11 protein-coding genes are annotated in these 19,563 nt (G+C 51.3%); 8 read left to right on the forward strand and 3 right to left on the reverse strand.

The window, feature by feature from the left end:
* Positions 1-102: 102 nt before the first annotated feature.
* From EGM51_03785 to EGM51_03795, 3 genes are all read right to left on the reverse strand, one after another.
* Positions 103-363: a DUF1294 domain-containing protein gene (locus EGM51_03785; GenBank protein ID QBG46558.1), complete on the reverse strand. Its 261-nt coding sequence runs from the start codon at positions 361-363 to the stop codon at positions 103-105.
* Between the two features lie 38 nt (positions 364-401).
* On the reverse strand, positions 402-1,331 hold the full coding sequence (locus tag EGM51_03790) for a hypothetical protein (protein ID QBG46559.1): 930 nt from the start codon (positions 1,329-1,331) through the stop codon (positions 402-404).
* A gap of 288 nt (positions 1,332-1,619) precedes the next feature.
* Positions 1,620-2,093, reverse strand: a complete 474-nt coding sequence (locus EGM51_03795) for a TIGR00725 family protein (GenBank protein QBG46560.1) — start codon at positions 2,091-2,093, stop codon at positions 1,620-1,622.
* Here EGM51_03795 and EGM51_03800 point away from each other — a divergent pair.
* The 8 genes from EGM51_03800 to EGM51_03835 all read left to right on the forward strand — a co-directional run bounded on the left by EGM51_03800 (position 2,080) and on the right by EGM51_03835 (position 19,563).
* On the forward strand, positions 2,080-3,927 hold the full coding sequence (locus EGM51_03800; GenBank protein QBG46561.1) for a hypothetical protein: 1,848 nt from the start codon (positions 2,080-2,082) through the stop codon (positions 3,925-3,927). The two genes, EGM51_03795 and EGM51_03800, sit on opposite strands and share 14 nt — an antisense overlap.
* A complete protein-coding gene (locus tag EGM51_03805; protein ID QBG46562.1) occupies positions 3,927-6,551 on the forward strand; it encodes a hypothetical protein in 2,625 nt (874 codons plus the stop codon). Before EGM51_03800 ends, EGM51_03805 begins: the two co-directional genes overlap by 1 nt.
* A gap of 110 nt (positions 6,552-6,661) precedes the next feature.
* Entirely contained in the window at positions 6,662-7,144 is a 483-nt protein-coding gene (locus EGM51_03810) for an Rrf2 family transcriptional regulator (GenBank protein QBG46563.1), read from the forward strand.
* A 24-nt stretch (positions 7,145-7,168) separates the two neighbouring features.
* Positions 7,169-8,095, forward strand: coding sequence for a cysteine synthase A (cysK, locus tag EGM51_03815; GenBank protein ID QBG46564.1), 927 nt, complete (start codon positions 7,169-7,171; stop codon positions 8,093-8,095).
* Between the two features lie 804 nt (positions 8,096-8,899).
* Positions 8,900-12,157: a fibronectin type III domain-containing protein gene (locus EGM51_03820; protein ID QBG46565.1), complete on the forward strand. Its 3,258-nt coding sequence runs from the start codon at positions 8,900-8,902 to the stop codon at positions 12,155-12,157.
* 660 nt (positions 12,158-12,817) lie between these two features.
* The gene (locus EGM51_03825) at positions 12,818-16,081 is read left to right on the forward strand and encodes a fibronectin type III domain-containing protein (protein ID QBG46566.1); all 3,264 of its coding nucleotides are present in this window, start codon (positions 12,818-12,820) and stop codon (positions 16,079-16,081) included.
* 81 nt (positions 16,082-16,162) lie between these two features.
* Positions 16,163-17,458 (forward strand): hypothetical protein, encoded by a 1,296-nt coding sequence (locus tag EGM51_03830; GenBank protein ID QBG46567.1) that lies wholly within the window; start codon positions 16,163-16,165, stop codon positions 17,456-17,458.
* Positions 17,455-19,563 (forward strand): hypothetical protein, encoded by a 2,109-nt coding sequence (locus EGM51_03835; protein ID QBG46568.1) that lies wholly within the window; start codon positions 17,455-17,457, stop codon positions 19,561-19,563. Before EGM51_03830 ends, EGM51_03835 begins: the two co-directional genes overlap by 4 nt.

Consider the following 19,563-nt stretch of genomic DNA (forward strand, 5'->3'; position numbering starts at 1 on the left):
CGGCTCCGCTTTTTATATTTCGTGGTTCCAATAGGCACTCAGGATATAACGGATTCGGCGGTCGTGCTGGCCAGTTTCCGGGAAGTGGCCGCTGCGCTGGAATCATGAAATAATGAAATAAACGATGCCGGCAAAGGCGGCCAGTGTAAGAAGAAGTTTCAGCTGAAAACTGCGTTTCCGGGTTTTGTGCCGGAACAGGGTCATGCCGAGCAGAATCCCGGGGAAACCGCCCAGCAGCGTCGGCGCAATCAGCTGAATTTCCGGAATCCGCCGCCGCTGTTTTTCCGCCTTCCGCTTGTCTGCCGCCATTTGAATGAGAGCGATGAGGTTGGCGCAGATGATGAGATAGACGAAATAATGCATGTCGGTTTTCCCGGCGGAGGTGATGCTCCGTCCCGCCGTTATCGGTACTGTTTCTCCAGGTTTAAGAAGAAACGTTCTTTGTAGGGTTTTTCGTGCAGAGCTGCCTGAAAATCTTTTTCGTTCAACAGTTTTTCCAGTTTCCATAATCCCCGTCTGTCCGGTTTCTCGTTTGTGATTTCGAGTTTGTGGTAGTGTTTGCCCAGCGGATTGGTGAAAGGGCGGCTGTTGTACAGGTGGACGGCGAAGAAATAGGATTCATTCTCAACCATATAGATATAGAAATTCGGTGCGTCGACGGGAACTTTTTGGGGATCGAATCGGAATTCGATATCCCGGCCCAGCCCCTGTTTTAAAACGGAGCGAAAGCGTTCAATATCGGTAACCTTAAACTGTTTCGGAGTTCCCCTGGCATATTTCCGCTGGTGGGGCGCTGCGATAAGGACATAATGCTGCGTTTCCGTTTCTCCCTGCAGGGGATATTTACCGATTTTCCGGTGATATTCCTCAATCAGTTCCCCGAAGTATTGCAGATGGCGAAGGCGGAAGATGTCGGCATCATGCTGATAGGCCCGATCCATTTTTTCGGCAAAGGTTTCCTGTTCTTTCCAGCCGATTACGATTTCCAGCGGTTTACTTGGAAAGCCGGAAAGGTCGAATTCCAACAGAGCCTTTTTCTCCTGTTCGTTCTGAAGAATCTGAAGTGCGTTATTGTCGGCAATATACATATTCTTCTGCAGGGAAATAATGATGTGCATTTTCATTTCCATCGGTCCGGCATCATCCAGACTGACCGCAGCCTCTTCTCCGAGGATATTGCTGAATAGTTGTTGAACAGGGGTATTTCGGAGGAAGTTTTTTGTCCGGGCGAGGACGCGGATGGAGCTCGGATGTTCGATGGAATCATAGCCGAGCTCTTTAATCTCAAATTCGGAAAGCTCGAACATGTCCTTGAAACGTTCTTTGCTCATGCGGGTTTTCTCTGTGAATTTAAGATTATAAAGGATGATTTCCGTTTCTCCATTCATCGTGTTGTATTTCAGAAAACACTCGGAGAACCTGAATGTTGGCCTGGGTTCGGCCTGCACAGAGATTGCGAGGAACAGGAGGGTGGCAAACAGGGGTATTGATTTGGTCATATGTTTTCTCGGCAGCTGGTTGTACGTTACGTGATGCAGGAGAGCATACATATTCAACCCCGGATCAGGGATTTATATAATCTGTCTTTAATCGAATATAAAGTACGTATTGTTTTTTGTCTATTCAGTCGCGAGCCGGAGAGCGAGGGCGACGGCGGCTTCGGCGGTTTGTGCGGTATGGATGCCGGGGTCGGGTTGATCATTGCGGCGGATTTCCCAGGTGTTGAGGCCGATGACGGGGACTTTGAGACGGAGGGCAAAGGCGATTTCGGAGAGGGTGCCATAGGCCCCGTGGATGGCGATGACGGCGTCGCAGGAGCGGACGAGCAGGGCGTTGCGGTAGGCCCCGAGGTCGGTGGGAATGCGGATGTCAATGAATTCGTTGGCGGCGGCTTTGTCGGTGCCGGGCAGGATGCCGACGGTCAGACCACCGGCGGATTTTGCGCCTTCGGCGGCGGCGCGCATCATGCCGTCGAGTCCGCCGCAGAAGAGTACTGCGCCGTTTTCTGCAATTTCCCGGCCGACGCTGAGGCCGAGTTCATATTGTTCAGGAGTTGTGGTGTGAGGGCCGAGTACACCGATGTGTATTTTCATGGTTCCGAGTGTGTCGCTTTTGGATTTAAGTTTCAAGAGGAATGGCTTAGACTGTCTGTACGTTATGAATGGGTTGTTCCGGAAAATTCTGCCTGTACTTTTTTTCCTGCTTTTTGCGTCGGCGCTCTTCGCGGATGAGCCGGAGGGCGTGGAGTACCGCGTAAAAATAAAGGGTGCAGAAAGCTATGCCTTGAAAAAAGCGATCCGGGAATCGTGCCGTACTTTTACCCTGCGCAAGCGGCCGCCTTCCACGGCGGGGCAGTTGCGTCGTAGGATGGAGAAGGATGCGGCGCTGATTGAAACGCTGCTTGAAGCGCGCGGGTTTTATGACGGGTCGGTATCGATGACGCTGGATACAGAACGCGATCCGATGCGGGTGCTGATTCTGGTGGAGCAGGGTTCTCAATACCGGTTCGGTAATGTGGAACTGCGGTTTGCGGGTGGACCGGATGAGGAGCTGGGAAAGATTAAACCGTTGGTCCGGCGGGGGCATAAAGCGGTGGCGGCAACGGTATTTGCAGAGCAGCAGCGTATTATTGATCTGATGACGCGGCGCGGGTATCCGTTTGCTGAGCTGAGTCGGCGGAAGGTGACGGTTGACCGGGAGCAGAAGCGGGTGGATCTGCTGCTGGAGTTCGATCCGGGAGGGTTTTCGGTTTTCGGAGAATCCACGGTGAAGGGGCTGGAGCAGATTCCGGATAAATATATTCATCGGCAGATTCCCTGGAATCCGGGGCAGCGCTATGATGCGCAACTGGTCTATGATTTTGAGACGCGGCTGCTGGGAACGGGTCAGTTCGGTTCGGCCCGAGTGATTCCGCTGCGGCCGCCGGAAACGACCAATGCGATTCCGCTGGAAATTACACTGAATGAGCGGGCTATGCGCACGATCCGGCTGGGCGTGAACTATTCCGATATCGGGCCGGGCGGGCGTATTTTCTGGTCGCATCGCAATATTTTCGGAGGCGGAGAGCGTTTTGAGACGTCACTGAGCGGTTCGCCGATTGAGACGAAATGGGATGGTAAGCTGACCCGGTCCGGTTTTTTGGATGGTCGGCAGGCGCTGGTGCTGGATATGGAGGCGGGGTATGAGGATCCTGAAGCCTACCGCGCGAAAAACGGTAAAATTTCGGGCATGGTTCTGCGCGATTTTACGCCGAATATTCAGGCAGGGCTGGGTTCGGGATATCGCTATTCGCTGGTGGATCAGTTTGGGGAACAGGATCGTTTTTCGTACGTGTTTTTTCCGCTTCAGGGGGTGCTGGATTATCGCGATGACCGGTTGAATCCGCTGAAAGGGTTTCAGCTTTTCGGGCGCACGGCCTGGAACGAAGATGTTAATGGAAAAAATTCCTATTTGAAATCAGAGGTAGAGGCGCGGGAGTATATTTTGCTCTGGGAACGCATTCGGCTTTCGCTGGCATTGCGGGGCAGGGTCGGCAGTATTGACGGTGCTGATATTGCGGCTGTGCCGGCGGATGAACGTTTTTATGCGGGCGGGGGCGGTTCGATCCGCGGATATGAATATCAGCAGGTCGGTCCCCGTGTGGGAGATACTCCGACGGGCGGTAATAATATTGTGGAGTTTTCGACCGAGTTGCGGTTGCAGCCCGGAAGCAGGCTGGGTTATGCGGTTTTTGTTGATGGCGGAACGGTTTATAACAATTTGCTACATTCAGGAACAGACCGTTCTCTACGGTATGGTGCCGGTTTGGGCCTGCGCTGGTTTACCGGAATCGGACCTTTGCGGGCTGATTTGGCTTATCCACTGAACCCTGATGATTCACAGATAAAGCGATTGCAGTTTTATATTTCGCTGGGGCAGTCCTTCTGATGACGAGAACGTTTTTCAATATTTTGAGATTCGGGCTGGTGATTCTGCTGATCCCTGTCCTGCTGTTGGCCTGGGTTCAGACGCCGTGGGGTAAAGCGATGGTGTCAGAAAAGCTTACAGCATCTTTGAGCGGATCGGCTCATTTAAAGGTGCGGATCGGGAAGATCTCAGGTTGGATTCCGGGGAATATATCGATTGATTTTATTGAGGTTGCCGATGCTGAGGGGGCATGGCTGACTTTTCGGAATCTGCATTGCCGCTGGATGATTCGCGATCTTGTGCGGAAGCGTGTGCGTTTAGCTGAGCTGAGTGCGGATGAAATTATCTGGAGCCGTTTCCCGGAGTCAGAAAAAAAACGGCGGCAACTGGCACGTGCGGCCTTTCATTCGATGGAATTCTGGCTGGATGATCTGACCGTTACTTCGTTGAAACTGGGAAAACGTGTGGCGGGGGTGCCGCTGGAGTATACTGTGAACTCAGGTGGATTGGCCTACTTGGCTGATGGAACTCTTACGGGGCGGCTCGCGGTCGGGGGCGATGCTGAGGGGCTGGTTGATCTTGATGCGGTTTTGCGCGGGGGACCGGAAGACCGGCTGGTGCTGGATGCTGAAGTGGAAAAGATGCATCGCCCGGCATTTGGAATGGATTCGCTTTCCGGAAAGGGAGAAGTGATTCTCGATGCTGCGGGAGTTGATGCGCAGCTGGAGCTGGATCTGGGCGGGGACCGGCTTTCGACGCGGCTGCGTTATCGGGGGCATAAACTGGATCTGGAACAGATACAGTATGATGGAAAAGAAGGATCGCTTCAGGGGGATTCCAGTCTGATGTTCAGTAATCGGAATATCGCGGTTACATTGGATACTGTTTTTGTGGATGTGCAGACCAACCGGTATGACCTGAAGGGAGCCGCCCGTGTTTTGAGAGAGAATAAAACATGGGCGGTGGAGGTTGATTCGGCCGAGATTCGCGGTTGGGATTCGGTGGCGGTCAAGCTGGCGGGCAGGGTGGATCCGGCGGCGGTAAATTTGAGCGGTATTCTGGAGGAAATGCCGTTTTCGGGTCTGCCTGTATCCGGAAGTTCCAACTTTCAGGGTCGGGTGAGCGGGTCAGTCCGTATTACCGGTACGCTGGAAGATCCGAAGATTTCGGCCGGGATTGATGTGGTGGGTTTTTCCAGTTCTGAGGATGCGCTGGATGAACTGCCGGAGCTGGATTTTTCAATTCACTGCGGACTGGCCGGAGGCGAGCTGTCTGCTGAAACTTCAGTTACTAACGGAGCGGAAGGCCATGTTCAGGCGGAGCTGCGTATGCCCTTTGTTTTTTCGCTGGTTCCGTTCCGTTATTCTCCGTTGGTGAATGAGCTTGATATGCGGGTGACGGCTGATATGGATCTGGGGCTGATCAATCGGATGGCGGCTTTTCAGAATCAGTATCTGGCGGGACGGGTCGAGGCGGAATTGAGCTATAGCAGCGGGGTGCCGTCGGGTTTTCTGCGGATTCGTGACGGGGCGTATGAGCACTATGACTGGGGGCTGGTTATTCAGCAGTTCAATGCGGATCTGAAAGCAACGGAGGAGGGGGTTGTTGTAGAACAGGTTTCCGCCTCCGGTTCGGGGGCGGGATCGGTGAAAGTGAACGGTGGCTGGTATTGGTCGAGACTGGGGCTGGGGCTCGACTTTTCCAATGCCTGGATTATCCGGCGCGATGAGGTAGAGGCCCAGGTTTCGGGGCATCTGGCCATTGAAGGTCATCCGCTATATCCCGATATTTCCGGAAACCTGACCATTAACCGGGCGGATATTCTGCTTGATAATATTACGCCGGATCCGCCGCCGCTGCTGACGGATTATGACGCATCGGTAACCAATCGCACGGTGGTTGCCGGAGTGCGCAAAAAAGCACCGCGGTTCGGGCTTGATGTGGTGATCGATATTCCTGATGAGGTTTTTGTGAATGCGTCGATGATTGAAGCGGTGCTGGGGGGGCGGTTGCATGTGACTGATTCACCGAAGGGAATTTCAGTGAAAGGGGAAATTACACCTCGGCGGGGTTTTGTCAGTTTCATTGGGAAAAAATTCCGGTTTACGGAGGGGGAGATTGTTCTGGATGGTTCGGTGCCGACTATGGCGATTATGGATAATCTGACTGCGGAGTACGCACGGCGGGATGTTACTGCGCGTCTGGTGCTCAACGGTCCGGTAAATAATCCGCGCTTTCAGCTGGAGTCCGACCCGGCTATGCCGGAAGACGAAGTGCTGTCGCATGTGCTGTTTAACCGGGATAGCAGCTCGATCTCCCCGTGGCAGGCTTATCAGATTGCTGCTGCGGCGCGTCAGCTTTCGGGGGGGCTGAACGGGCCGGGTTTTATGTATCAGATCCGCCAGGCCGTGGGGATCGATACACTGGAGTGGCGCGAGGCCGAGGTGGCCGGGGAGTCCTCGTCCGTGGCAGCCGGGAAATACATTACTTCCGGACTCTACATTGAAGTCAACCGTTCGCTGGACGCGCAGCAGCAGACTGGAGTAGCCGTAGAGCTTGAAGTGACGCGCCATTTTTCGGTTGAAACCTATACCGGACCGGAAATGCGGGCCGGCATCGGGGTGAACTGGCGGCTGGATTATTAAGAAAATACGGAGTAAAACTGTTGTTTTACCCGTGAAAAAGGGTATCCCATAAAACCCTTACAACTATTTCCATAAATACGGCTTGACGGGTAATACAGTCATGATTATACATGATAAAAACTATAACCAATTCACGGTTTGATAGGAGATTAGCAATGAAATTATCAACCAAAGGCCGATACGCAACGCGTATACTTCTTTGTATTTCCCGTTTGCAGGGCGACCAGCCCGTTCCGAAAAAGCGCATTTCTGAGCAGGAAGGCATTTCCACCGACTATATTGAACAGATCATCGTTCCGCTGAAAAATGCCGGCCTGGTGAGCAGTGTACGGGGGCTGCGCGGTGGTTTCCGTCTGGCAAAAGATCCTGCGGATATTACCGTTTACGATATTCTGGCGGCATCAGAAGGCGACATTAATCTGGTGGGCTGCCTGGCCGAAGGCTGCAGTAAATCCGATACCTGCGTTGTGCAGCGGGTCTGGCAGGGAGCCAGTGATGAGCTTCGCGCCTACTTCTCGCAAATCACGTTGCGCGAACTGCATGACGACTATGATAAGCAGACTGCAGATCAGCCGATTAACTTCAGTATTTAATCTTAATTCTAACGGAGAGAAATCATGCCTATCTATGAAGATATTACAAAAACAGTAGGACGCACCCCGCTTGTGATGCTCAACCGGATCACAGAAGGCCTTCCCGGAAAAGTAGCCGTGAAGCTGGAATCCCGCAACCCGCTCTACAGTGTAAAAGACCGTATCGGTGTTGCCATGATTGAAGATGCTGAGAAAAAAGGCCTCATCAAACCCGGTTCCACTCTGATTGAACCGACCAGCGGCAACACCGGTATCGCCCTTGCATTCACCGCTGCGGCGAAAGGATATAAACTGGTGCTCACCATGCCGGAAAGCATGAGTATTGAGCGCCGCCGTCTGCTTCAGGTGCTCGGTGCTGAACTGGTCCTTACGCCGGCGGAAAAAGGAATGCCCGGAGCAATTACCGAGGCGCAGAAACTGGTGGATGAAAATCCGGATGCCATCATGCTTCAGCAGTTTGATAATCCGGCCAATCCGCAAATCCATTACGACACCACCGCTCCGGAAATCTGGGAAGATTCCGACGGTGCCGTTGATGTATTCGTGGCCGGTGTCGGTACCGGCGGCACGCTGACCGGAGTCGGCGGTTTCCTCAAGGAAAAGAAAGACGGTGTCAAAGTTGTGGCCGTTGAGCCGGTGCAGTCTCCGGTGATTTCCGGCGGTAAACCGGGGCCGCATAAAATTCAGGGCATCGGTGCAGGTTTTATTCCGAAAAATCTCAATACCGAACTGATTGATGAAGTGATTACTATTGAAGGGGATGCTGCGGGTGCTATGTCGCGTCGGCTGGCTAAAGAGGAGGGTATCCTCTGCGGAATTTCAGCCGGCGGTAATGTACATGCCTCCGTTGAGCTGGCTAAAAAACCGGAAAATGCCGGTAAACTGATTGTTACGGTTATCTGTGATACCGGTGAGCGTTACCTTTCCACCTGGCTCTTTGAAGATAACTAGGTTTTCCGATTCGGAAATGCAATCTCCGGAAAACTTCGGGGATTCGGATTGTTGATAAAGCTCCGGCAATTGTGCCGGAGCTTTATTTGTATCCGGATATCTTCAAACACAGGGTGACCAGCTGTTATTCATCAGCGTCGAAACGGTTGCGCTTAAGGTTTTTGCGAATATAAATCAAAGCCGTTGAGCCGTCCCTGATTTCGCCGGCTTATGCCCGGAGCAACAGGAAAACGTCCTAAGCACTCGGAATGTCTGGAGTTGTCAGATCGATGCTCTTATTGAACCCGTTTTCCGGAGGATGGGAATGTGCATTCTGAAAGCTCCTTTTGTCGGGGCTTAGCGGTGAGGAAGAGAATGGAAGCGGTAGGGGATGGTGTTCTGCTGCGTTTCCGCGGAATGCAGGGAAGGGACGCTTCATCGAAGATCGGCATGACTGGCTCAAAGTGCGGATGGATAGTTGTGTCTGTGCCGTACACGTTAGTGAATTTTGAGGTTGTATCAGTGAAATGTTAAAAATCTTTTAAATGTTAAAGAAAGCATTGATTCTTGTTTTTTAAGTCCGTTCTAATCTTTAATATATCATGTTTTTTAGTAGAATCTTGCTATCCAGTATGTCATTCACCGTAACGCTCTGAAAGGAAATAAATAATAAAAATCAACAAGAAATGATCGTTATTTTGTTGCCTGAGATCATTCGCATGAATATATTGTTTACAATCACAAAAAAGGCCGCTGACCTATGCTTCGGGGCTAGGTCGCATGTCATATGTTCATTGTGGGCGGCTGTTATGAGGAGATGATGAAATGAAAAGACTGATGTTATCGGTGTCGTGTGCCTGTATGGCGGCGTTATCGGTTCAGGCTGTTGAGTTGTTCAGCGAGGATTTCAGCACCTGGTCCGATGGGGATATCAATGGTATCAGCGGTTGGATAGCTTCTACCAACGGCTGGACTAATGCGGTCGTCAACGGGGAACTTATGCTTGAGCCGGCTGGAGACCGTATCATGAATTCAACAGCGGGTGCTGAACTGAATGTCGGGGAGAGTGTTCGCCTAACCATGGATTATCGGGTCTCTGTAGCCCCTGAGCGTCGGCATAGCGGCTGTTTCGGTTTCGGTATTCAAACCAATGATTCCGCTGTGGCCGGATCCTCTGACGAACTCATCAATGCCTATATGTTTATTTTCGGTCAGGAAGCTTCCTCTCGTGCGGATGGCCAGGTGCATTTTTTTCCGGATAATCAGCAGTGGAACGGTCCGGGAACCTATGTGATGTCCGGGGCGGATTGCGGTATGAACCCATATGGATATTATACCAATGCGGCACCGTATGATGATGTGGCGTACATTGATGCGGATTCAGATGTGCTGCGTTCAGTTTATACGGTGACAAAATCGCATATCACCAATCAGTTTAACATTACGGTTTCAACCAGTAACCTGTCATCCGGGGTTTATTATTCCGGATCGGATTACGCCATTGAGCGTCCGGCGGCCTGGGCGGCTCCTGCACTGTATGCAACGCTATACGGTGCCGGCGGAGATCATGCCGGAAATACCAATTATATTCAGAAAGTTACGTTGGAGAAGCTTCCGGTATCCATTGATGCCCCGACCGGTGTTGGTGCCTTGGGGCTGGATGGGCAGGTTGATCTGACCTGGAATATTATGCCGGGTGCGACGGAATATGATATTTTCAGAACGGAAACGGCCGGTGATTATTCGGGGGTAACGCCGATTACGGTGAGTTCGGAAAGCTACAGTGATACTTCCGTAGTTAACGGAACGACTTATTATTACTCGATAGTTGCAAAATATGCAGACGGTGATTCGGCAATGTCGGTTGAAGTCAGTGCAACCCCGAAAACGATCTACAGTGATACGCTGGTCTATTCCACTGATTTCAGCGGAATGAACGGTGATCTTGCGGGTGATGCTGAGTGGTCGGCCGTTTCCGGTAGCAGCAATAATGCATTTAATGTGATTACCGATGCGGGGACCAATTGGGCGGACACGGTTTCGGTTTCCAATTTTTTTGATGAAACTGTAGGTAACGCGGTGTATTTGGATCGTCTGATCCGCAATGATGTAGATGATGCGGTTGAGGGTTCGTTTGATGTGGTGGTCAGTGTGACGGCTTCCGGAACGGATGATTCGGATCATAACAACCAGGGAGTGTTGAGTTTCGGTATCACCAGCTCCTCTACTGAAGCGTTGGATGCGGATAAAGCCATGATGGCCATGTTCTATCTGGGCGTCCGTGCTGAAAACAATATCTATGTGACTTTTGGTCAGGAGGGCAATGACATTGATAGTAACCGTTTGGCTTTTCTCGGTTGGAGTGAGGCCGGATGGAACCCGAAACCGGTCGAAGCTGTAAGCAAGTCCTGGTTGGGGAATCCTGCTGCTCCACGTGATCTGGTCACAGATCTTCTTCGTGTCCGCTGGAAAATCCGTAAAACGCGCGAGCCGGGCGTTTATCAGGCCTGGGCATCGCTGTCCAACACGGTCTCCGGTGTTGTTAACACGACTTCCACTCTGATTGAGTTTGAAACTGATACTATGCAGGAAATGTACGATGCAGTTGCTGGTGTATTTGCAATGGGTCGTCATCCCAATGCGAAAAAGGCGGAGTACAATTCCGAGCTCTTTGCTGCGGTGGAAAATGTGAGTATTTCACATTCGTCCGGCAACCTTCCTGAGGTGATTGCGCCGACCGTGACCAGCGTTCTTTCCGGGGACCGTTCGGTCATCATCGAATGGGAGCCGGTGCTGGATGCGCTTGGAGGGTATACACTGACTGTGGAGACTCCGGATAATGAGGTCTATGTTGTCGCCGATGGTATCAGCGAAACCACATTCACCGATGCACCGCGCTGGAATGGTGAAACCAATACGTATACACTGACGGCCAACTTTGATTCGGATCTTGCTCCGAATACGGCCAGCACGAACTTTGCTGCTGCCCCGATCGGGCTGGAAACGGTTTTCGCTATGGATGGCAGCTACGGAGCCTATGTTGTTGACTTTGTAGCAAGCAATTCGGTGATTACCAATGCCGGTAATACCGTGCGGTATGTTGATTATCTTTCAACCCCGCTGTTTGTAAAAGATGAGAACGGGTATACCGGTCCTACGCTGTATGCCCTGCTGCAGCAGGATATTCATGAAAATACGGCTAACTTTTATGCGGAAGCCAGTACGGATGGCGGCGGAAAAATCGGTCTGAGTACGTCAGCGTGGAATGCCTTCGGTAACGGGCTGTTCTTTATGCCGGTGTCGGATATGGGATACGGCGCGTCGACGCTTGATGCGGTCAATAATGCGCCGCTGAGCACCTATGTGTATTTCGGCAGCTGGACCTGGGGTGCAGGAAACGGTTCTGTGCGCGCCGCTGTGCGTAACGGCAGTACCTGGTATGTCAGTGGCACCAAATATGCCGCCAATTACATTTCCGGTGGTGAACCCAAACCGGTATTTGTTCCGGATGTAGCGGCGGAAACGTGGTATGAACTCGATATTTCTGACCCGTCGGTTCATCTGGCACCAGGTGCATCAACAGACGGAAGTGGATTCACGGACGTCAATGCAATGGGCTGGTACTTTGACAATGCGGCAAATGCCTATGTTTACGAGATGGAAGTTAAAATCTCCGGAGCTTTGGGGTCCTATGACTATTGGGCGCTGAACAGTGGATTAGTCAGTTCCAATTCGGCTGCGGGTCTCGACCCGGATGGTGATCTGGTTGTAAACAGCATTGAGTATGCTTTCGGTGGTGATCCGCTGGATCCTGAAAATGTCGGAAATCTGCCTGTAATGGATGCGTCGGTTTATTCAGAACCGGGTACGGGGGATGACGCTTTCGTTTATGTCTACCGGAAGCGGCGCGATCCCATCAGTGGTATCACTTATAATCTGAAATCCACGGAAAACCTGATGACCGGTTGGAGTTCGGCTTCCTTTACCGCAGAGGAATCAGTCCTGGATTATGAGTGGATGGTAGTCACGAACTATCTTCCGCTGACATCGGATCAGTTGTTTATTCAGCTCGATGTTGAATAGGTTCCGGTAACAAGGGAGTTAGGAAATAGGTAAGTCCTGCTTCGGCAGAGGCTGCCGAATGGATAATCGCCCCGCCATCATTTTGGCGGGGTTTATTTTTGGCCATGTCGATATGTCAGGGCATAGAGAAAATTTTCGTATTCCTTATATCGTACTGTGGATGAACCAAAGGAAGGGAGTTGTTGGATATTTATCTGAGCGTCGGGAGCCGTGCTCCGGTTGAATTGCACATCAATGTTGGAGAGGCCGGCGGGACAGGTGCGCTTTATCGTGAAAACTGTGCGGTTTTCTTAGCTGTATCAAAATCAGTATTGAGTGCTGGAGATCGGGTGTTAGTTGCGAAGGGTTGGCTGTGAAAAGTACAAATAAATTGAAATGTTAAAGAAAACATAAAAAGCGATATTTACCCCTCTGTTGTTGGGATTGCTTATGCGTTAAATGATCTGATCCCTGTTCTTTTGGTCAGTATTGAAATGCGGGAAATATTAGAAAAAAACGGTGATAATTGGATTTTGTGTTAAATATTAACTTTTTCTGGTTGCATGAGAATGTGAACAAAATTATCTTGTAAAAGATCGGGAAAAGGCCGTTAACCTGACCGTGGGGTTAGGTTGCATGTTAAGTGTTCGTTCTGGGCGGTCGATCAAAAGGAGAGATGAGATGAAAAGACTACTTTTATCGACGTCATGTGCTCTCATGACGTCGATTTCATTACAGGCTCAGGAAATCATAAATGTTGATTTCAGCAGCTATGCCGACGGGGCCATTGCCGGCACAAACGGATGGGTTACCGGCGGCACGCACAGCATTGTCAACGGAGAGCTTCAGATTACCGGAGATGCATCGGATATCCTGTATTCAGGTGCCGGTGCCACAGTCCAGGTCGGTGACCGCGTGCAGATCACAATGGATCATTATGTTCAGGCGAATTTTTACGGGGAGCGTGCGCATGGCCAGTTGTTTTCGTTTGGTTTGCAGACGAATGCAACGGTCGCTACCGGCAGCTCGTCAGACCGCATTTATCCTAATATATACCTGTGGGGAGCGGAGTTAAACCGTATGGATGGTACGGTCAGCGTAATGCCGGACCAGACTCAATGGAGTGTGAATCCAATTGCGCTGGATGCGCTGGATGACTGCGGCTTCAATCCCTTTGGGTATGATGCTGTTTCCGGTACGGATATGGCCGACGAGGTTATCACCCGTTCGGAGGACTTCCGGACCGTCTATACTGTCACTAAATCCCATGTGGAAAATCTGTTTAATGTTGAGGTGACCACGAGTAACAGCCTGACCGGTACACTGACGACCTCTCTGGCAGAGATTGAGCATGCCGGTCTCTGGGAAGCATCGACGTATTATCTGTTCCTTGATGGAATCAATCGCGTCGGGCTTACCAATATGGTTAAAAGTATTAAGGTTGAGCGCCTTGATCCGGTTATTGCAGTTCCTGCGGGTGTTTCTGCTCTCGGGCTGGACCAGGAGGTTTCGCTTTCTTGGAATATTATGCCCGGTGCAACGAATTATTATATTTACCGGACTCAGACTGCCGGTGACTATGCAGGTGTGACGCCGATTGAGACCACATCGGAATCCTATCTCGATCAGGGACTGACGAATGAAACGACGTACTATTATTCGATTGTTGCGGCCTATCACAACGGCACCTCTGCGATGTCAGCAGAAGTTGCAGTGACTCCGAAGCAGATCTATATTGACGAATCGGTTATCAGTACCACATTCAGTGCTGAAACGGCAGGTTCAGATCTGGCCGACAGTGCAGACTGGAATGCCATCTCCGGTTCCGGCAGCAATGCGTTTACTGTTGTGGATAATGCAGGGACCCAGTATGTGGATACCACACCGACTACAGCGGACTTCGATGCTGCAGGAAATGCTGTCTATCTGGACCGCCTGCTTCGCAACGACGAAGACGATACGGTGGAAGGATACATGGATATTTCGGTCAGCGTGGACGGCTCGGTGATTACTAATCCGGACGGTGCCGTTTTCGGTAATAACGGCGTACTGGACTTCGGTCTCACGTCTGATACGGTAACTCCGCTGGACCCTTCAGGAACAGACAGTGCTCTATTCCATCTTTACATACGCTTCGGTATGAACATGGGTATTATCTTTGGCGGATACGGAACCACAACGGAGCTTGCTTATCTTTCACGAGAGGAAGCCAACTGGAATCCGAAACTGAATAACTGGAATTCCGGTGGCGGTGGACTCGATTATGAAACCGACAAGATCCGCATTCGTTGGAAACTTCGTAAAAGCCGGGTAGACGGTTATTATCAGGCCTGGGTGAGCATGTCCAATATGGTGAGCGGCGTTGTGGATTCCGGAACTGTGGAATTCGATACAGCAGAAATGCCGGAAATGTATAATGCTGTTGCTTCTCTGTTTACATTCGGACACTCCGCAAAAGCGAAGCAGGCTGAGAATGAGGATCTGCTTCAGGTACAAGTTTATGAAGTTGGTATTAATCATATTGCGGATGTAAAACCGATTGCGTCGGTACCGAATATCACCAGTGTAGTGAGCGGAGACCGTTCGGTTATTCTGGAATGGGATCCGATCTTTGAATGTATCGGATACTCGATTGAAATGGTTGATCCCCGTAGTGAACTGGAGGTTGTGGTTCAGAACTATCAGGAATCAAGTTATACGGATGAACCGCGCTGGAACGGTGAAATGAACACGTATACGCTGTATGCGCATTTCGATGCCGATGCGGAGCCGACGGATGTCACCAGTACATCCACCAACGGTCAGGCCGTGGCTTTGCAGCCGGTCTGCCATGCCGCTGAAGATGACTGGGCCACCACGAGTCTGACATTCGGTATGGACGGAAACTGGGAAGTTGAAGGAGACATTATTTATGTCGACCGCACGGAACAGCCGTTCTTCACGCAGGGGGTTGATAATTACACCGGACCTACGCTTTATGGAATTCTGCAGGGGCCGGCCCTGACCGGTTCGGCGGATGCCGGCGTGGCAACCAATGACTGGCTGAAAATAGAAGCCTTGGCTTCGGGCCCCGGCTCGATTGCATTCGGTGGAAGCGGGCAGATCTGGAACTATAATCCGTTTCGCCGTCTGCTGGCTTATTCAGAAGTGAGCGACCTGGATTTTGAAGGGGCGGCGTCTTTCGATGCCACCACTTCTGCACTGTACATGAAGGTGCGCACCGGACCGGGCGGATGGACCAACGGTAATAATGGCGGTCTGTATACTGCGATCCGGAATGGAAACACCTGGTATGTAACCGCGAATCCGACTCCGATTGTAGGCGGAAACGGTTCTGCGCCCTCTGAGCGTGTAGCTCTCACACCGGATGTGGATAATGAGGAGTGGAATGAGCTCAACATTAGCAATCCCGGCACCCGGCTGAGTCCGGGCACGGCGCTGTCGGATACCAGCGTCTTAACGAATATCACCGCGGTCGGTTTTCTGGTTCAGGATGTCTTCAGTGGTAACATCACCGAGTTTGAGGTTCAGACCTCCGGTGCACTGCCTTCATATGACTACTGGGCAGAAGGGTTTGACGGCTTCACCAACGCTGCACCGGAACTGGATGCAGACGGTGACGGAGTCATTAATGAACTGGAGTATGCGTATAACGGCGATCCCACCGATCCGGAAAATGTCGGGACACTTCCCAAGTTAAATCTTGATGCGGGACAGACTGAGCCAGGCAGCGGTGATGACGTATTCACTTATGTCTATATTAAACAGCGCAATCCGGATGCAGGCATTACGTATAATCTGAAGGCAACCGAAAACCTGACGCTGGGCTGGGAGCCGGCAACGTATACTTCGGTGGAGGAAAATCTAAACTATTACTGGACGGTGGTTACAAACTACATTCCGGTAACAGCGGATCAGACCTTCATTACGGTGGAAGTAGAATAAGCGTATAACGTTTGGTTGGATATACAGGAAAACCCCGCTGCGGCGGGGTTTTCCGATATTTGGATACAAAGAGGGAAAAGAATGAGCATACTCAGGAATCTGACAACGGTGGCTATGCTGGTCGTTCCGATGGTTGGAAGTGCCGTGCTGGAAATCGGATTTTCGGCCTCAGAGGGATTTGTCGACGGCACCGCAGTAAATAATATTCAAGGGATGAACGCCCAGGCCGGATGGATTGCGGAAGAGATCTCCGGGATTGGGTATATGGTCTGTACCAGCAGCTATAACCGGGCGAGGAACTATGCCGGTTTTACGTTGGAAGTGGGGGACTCGGTTGTAATTGAAACCACCCTGCGTCTTCAGGGCGATCGTTCGGCATTCCAGGATCTGAATCTCTTCAGAATCGGATTTGCTGAAAACGAGCAGCATTCCGGGGCGGATACTCCGTCCATTGGTGCAGAAGTTTCGGCACGTGCAGACGGCAGCTATACGGTGGGGCGGACGGGAACGGAAATTCAGATTCCGGCATCGGCTTCCAACGACTGGATCAAAATAACACAGGTTATTACTCGGCACTCCGAAAGCAATACGTTCTCGGGAACGGTGAGTGCGTATAATGTGACTTTGGATACTGATCTGGGAACGACATCTTCCGCCTGGATGCAGTCGACCGATGACGGTTCGTGGGGCGGCACTATGCGCCCGAGTTTCCGGGCGTGGAATTTAGCTTTTCCGGTCGCGCTGCAGGTGGATCACTGGAAGGTGTACACGCAGGAGGCAGAGGAGTCTCCGCAGGAATCTGAACCGGTTTATATACTGATTGATCCGGAGGTAAGCGTGGCCATTGGAGGTCACCTTGAACTGGATCGCCAGCAGTTTTTCAACCTGAGTGATGCGGGCCGGAAGTTTGAAGCCAGAATTAACAACGATGTCCAGGAAGCCTACTATGTTGAAGAGCTTGGGATGAATTTCGGTCGTGAACTGGGCGGGGCATATGGAACAACCGGCTGGAGCCGTGCGGTTCGCGAAGATCCGGAAAATCCCGGGCAGGTGGACATATCCTATTTAACCAATAATCTGACGGGCGATAATGGCGGCAGTTCCGCCTGGATGATGGATTCATTCAGTCCGAATCTGGATGTGGCCATGCACGACAGGTATGGAAGTGTTCCTGATTTTATGGATTCCTGGTATGCAGATGGAGACAGCGCCAGTCATCTGCATGCCGTAAATACCAATGCCTATGCGGAATATGTCGCTGCTGTTCTGGAATATGGTTACACCGACTGGACGCGCCCGAAAACGTACGAAATTGTGAATGAGCCGAACTGGCGGGTCTGGGGGATCAGCGTTTTGCCGATCTTCATACTGCGGTGAAACGTTATGTTGATGATGCGGGGCTGGATGTGGCGGTCGGCGGTCCCTGTATGTCTGTCGGCTATTTTTATAAAAACAACTATCAGAATTTCGGACTCGATACGTTTATGGCCAACACCGGCTGCGCTCTCGATTTTTATTCTTTTCATATCTACGACTACATGAGCTTCGATACCAGTAAGAATGATTTCGTCGGGCGGGTTTCCACCGGGCTGCCCATCGAAGGGGTGCTGGACATGGTGGAAAACTATGCGCTCATTACGCATGGAAAAACCGTGGATATGGTGCTGAGTGAGCACGGGGGATATATTTCGAACGATCAGGAAGGGGCACTGGACCTGATTGCCAATACCTATTTCCCCAGCAATTCATTTTCCGGAACGGCGTTTGAATGGGAAATGAAACGGCGCTCGGTGAGTGAACATCTGGCCGTCAGCAGTGCCATCGCCAATACAATGGCGTTTATGAACAACCCGCATGTGGTGCGCAAAGCAGTACCTTTTATTCTCCTGGAGTCGGCGAGCTGGGACCCTCGTTATTACTCAACATTGCTGGTGAAGGAGAATTTTGATAAGAACAGCACGGTCTGGCATGAATCGACCTATGTGAACTTTTTTAAATTTTTCCGGAATGTGGAAGGGCGGCGCGTTCGCGTGATGCTGGAGGATCCTGATATTCAGACGCAGGCCTATGTCAGAGGATCGAAGCTGTTTATTCTGATGAATAATCTGGCCGATAAAGCAGAAAATCTGGCGCTGAATCTTCCAACGGGCGGGCTGGAAACGATCACGTTACGCCGCTTCGGACGAAACGATGATTTTACACCGTTCTTCACTGAAACGGCGGTTCAGTCTCTGGACGGACTGCAGATCGGTGCGCGCGAAGCATTGGCCATTGAAATGACCTACAGCACCGGTTTTTCGGAAAACATGCTTCTGGATGAGGTACCGTATTATGGCGATCTGGTGCGGCAGGAATTTTCCGGCAGCAGAACCTTCAGCGTGGCGGTTCCTGAATATACGCGGGCCCGATCTGCCATGCTTCGTATTTCCGTGGGGCGCGATTCCGGATGGAGCAATGATCTGGAGGTGATTTTTAACGGAACGCCGCTGGAGGTGCCTATGGAAGATTGCGCCGATCGCTTGGATAACGGGAGTGAATACGGCAGTCTTAAGCTGATTCCGTTACCGACGGATTTGCTGCAGGCGGTGAATACGGTTGAGGTTTCCTTTCCGGATCAGGGAACCGGCGGTATCGGCTCGGTTGTAATTCGTGCTGCGCTTGAAGAAACGATGGAAAATCAGGTCTATGCCATTAACTGTGCCGGGCCGGAATACACGGCCGCCGACGGTACGGTATACATCGCCGACACCTATTATTCCGGCGGTTCAACGGGGACGGACAGCACTTCCGGTTTTTCCGGAACCGAAGAGGATGCGCTCTATACCAATGAACGCTATGCCGCCGACTTTTCGTATAATATTCCGGTAGCTGATGGGGATTATACGGTGACGCTGCATATGGCGGAAAACTGGTTCGAAGTCACAAACGGGCGTGTTTTCAGTGTGGATATTGAAGGTGAAAATGTAATCAGCAATCTGGACCTGTTTGCGGAAGCCGGCCGTGCCGTGATACATGATCAGATTTTCAGTACTACCGTGAATGACGGGTCGCTGGATATCGATTTTTATGCTTCAGTAAACAATGCCAAAATCAATGCCATTAAAGCTGTGCGGGCAGTTGAGCCGGGACCGGTATATTCCGATTGGGTTCTGCAGCAGGGACTCAGCCTGAGTGATGCGGTGACCAATGCGGATGATGACGGCGACGGATTTGATGCCTATGCCGAGTTTGTTGCAGGTACTGATCCGTCTGATCCGTCGTCATGTTTCCGGATTGACGGAGCCGAAGTAGAGAACTCCGGTTTCAGTATTTCATTCCTGTCTTCCAGCAACCGCACGTATACGGTCTGGTCAGCTGATAAACTGTCCGGAGAGTGGCGGATTTTAACCAACGGAGTTTCCGGCACTGGAAATATGCTTGATATCATCGACCCGGCCCTGAGCTCCAACCGGTTCTATCGTATTGATGTGGATATCGAATAA

The sequence above is a fragment of the Verrucomicrobia bacterium S94 genome (assembly GCA_004299845.1).
In the GTDB taxonomy this organism is placed as follows: Bacteria; Verrucomicrobiota; Kiritimatiellia; order Kiritimatiellales; family Pontiellaceae; genus Pontiella.